The sequence below is a fragment of the Streptomyces sp. NPDC006265 genome (assembly GCF_040613555.1).
Lineage (GTDB): Bacteria > Actinomycetota > Actinomycetes > Streptomycetales > Streptomycetaceae > Streptomyces.
Genome location: NZ_JBEXSH010001217.1, coordinates 1 through 2077 on the forward strand (window position 1 = coordinate 1; position 2077 = coordinate 2077).

Annotated in this window: 3 protein-coding genes; 2 read left to right on the plus strand and 1 reads right to left on the minus strand. The window is 69.8% G+C overall.

All coding sequences use genetic code 11. The annotated features are described in order from the left end of the window. The first annotated feature begins 146 nt into the window (after positions 1 to 146). Positions 147 to 842, plus strand: coding sequence for a GntR family transcriptional regulator (locus ABZ281_RS47265; RefSeq protein WP_356664788.1), 696 nt, complete (start codon positions 147 to 149; stop codon positions 840 to 842). A 160-nt stretch (positions 843 to 1002) separates the two neighbouring features. Here ABZ281_RS47265 and ABZ281_RS47270 read toward each other — a convergent pair whose 3' ends face one another. Next, complete coding sequence (locus ABZ281_RS47270; RefSeq protein ID WP_003993478.1) at positions 1003 to 1284, minus strand: HPr family phosphocarrier protein; 282 nt, start codon at positions 1282 to 1284, stop codon at positions 1003 to 1005. Positions 1285 to 1463: 179 nt separating this feature from the next. On the opposite strand from ABZ281_RS47270, the gene ABZ281_RS47275 reads away from it, so the two are divergent. After that, positions 1464 to 2077, plus strand: a 614-nt coding sequence (locus ABZ281_RS47275; protein ID WP_356664790.1) for a GNAT family N-acetyltransferase, incomplete at its 3' end; no start/stop codon positions are given.

Sequence of the window (2077 nt, forward strand, 5' to 3'; positions counted from 1 at the left end):
CGGGGCTTTCGGCGTTTACGGTCGCCCACTGTCCAAAAAATATCCATGGATTGTCGCCTGCCGTCGGAAATTCCGGCTCATTGCAATAGAGTCACGGAACGCACGCCGCTCGTCGGCGTTTCACGGGGATTAAGCGGAGGTCGGTCATGCGTATTCCCGCGCACTCGGTGTGCACGGCCATCCGGGACGACATCGTCGCGGGTGTCCACGCACGCGGCAGCCGGCTCACCGAGGAACTCCTCGCGCGCCGCTACGGCGTCTCGCGGGTGCCCGTCCGGGAAGCGCTGCGCACGCTCGAGGCCGAGGGTTTCGTGGTGACCCGCCGACACGCGGGCGCGTGCGTGGCGGAACCCACCGAGCAGGAGGCCGGCGACCTGCTGGAGATGCGCATGCTGCTGGAGCCGCTCGGTGCGGCCCGCGCCGCCCAGCGTCGCACCGAGGCGCATCTTAAGGTCCTGCGCGGCCTGGTCCGGATGGGCCAGGAGCGGGCTCGCCGGGGCAACAGCGACGACCTGCGCTCCCTGGGCGGCTGGTTCCACGAGACGCTCGCCCAGGCCTCCGGCAGCCCGGCGCTGACCTCGATGCTCACCCAGCTCCGCCACAAGATCGCCTGGATGTACGCCGTGGAGGCGCCGGCCAGTCCGGTGGAGTCCTGGACCGAGCACGGTGCGATCGTGGACGCGGTGGCGCGCGGGGACGGCGAGCGCGCGCGGGCGGTCACGGCGCTGCACATCGAGCGCGCGAAGGGCGCGCACCGCCTGCGGTTCGGCTCCGGCCACGAGCGCGCCGACCGTGTGAGGAACTCGCAACATCCCGTAAACACGGCGAGCCCGCGGCATTAACACGGCAGCCGTATACAAAGAGAGCGGATAATTCGCGGGGGTTGATTTTCGCTGCCCGGATTCTTCGGAATTCCCCCCGCCTTGACCGGGAACGACGAAGGGCCCGCCCGGTGAATTCGGGCGAGCCCTTCGCTGTGCGCCGGATCGGGCGCTCGGTGAATCAGACGGTCTCAGGGAGTTCCTCGAGACCCTCGGAGACCAGCTTGGCGAGCCGGTCCAGTGCGGCGTCCGCGCCCTCGGCGTCGGAGGCGAGGACGATCTCCTCACCCCCCTGGGCGCCGAGGCCCAGGACGGCCAGCATGGAGGCCGCGTTGACGGGGTTGCCGTCAGCCTTGGCGATCGTCACCGGGACGCCTGCGGCCGTGGCGGCTCGGACGAAGATGGAGGCGGGGCGGGCGTGGAGACCCTCGGCCCAGCCGACGTTGACGCGGCGCTCAGCCATGTGTTGCTGCCCTTCGGTGTTCAGGGTTGTCTAGACCAGTTTCCCATATGGTGAAGCCCACCAGGAGCGGTCCTCGCGTTCCACTCCAGGGGTGCAGTCGGATCGCGGCCTCGACCCGACTGACGCCCTCCACAGACTGCCTCGCGCCACTGTCAGGCGCTAGCCGTACTCTGGGGCCCATGCAGACCTCGCCGGACCGGCACGAGTATCCCGCCCACTGGGAAGCCGACGTGGTGCTGCGCGACGGGGGTACCGCGCGCATCCGGCCCATCACCGTTGATGACGCCGATCGCCTGGTCAGCTTCTATGAGCAGGTCTCCGACGAGTCGAAGTACTACCGCTTCTTCGCGCCGTACCCTCGCCTGTCCGCCAAGGACGTCCACCGCTTCACGCACCACGACTTTGTGGACCGGGTGGGACTCGCGGCCACGGTCGGCGGCGAGTTCATCGCCACCGTACGCTACGACCGGATCGGCGCGGACGGAACGCCCGCGTCGGCACCCGCCGACGAGGCCGAGGTCGCCTTCCTCGTCCAGGACGCCCATCAGGGCCGCGGGGTCGCCTCCGCCCTGCTCGAACACATCGGCGCCGTCGCCCGCGAGCGCGGCATCCGCCGCTTCGCCGCCGAGGTGCTGCCCGCCAACACCAAGATGATCAAGGTGTTCACCGACGCCGGCTACACCCAGAAGCGCAGCTTCGAGGACGGCGTCGTCCGTCTGGAGTTCGACCTCGAACCCACCGACCTGCGCACCGTCCGCCCCGGCTTCCGGGCCGCCCTCGATGGCCTCGCCTC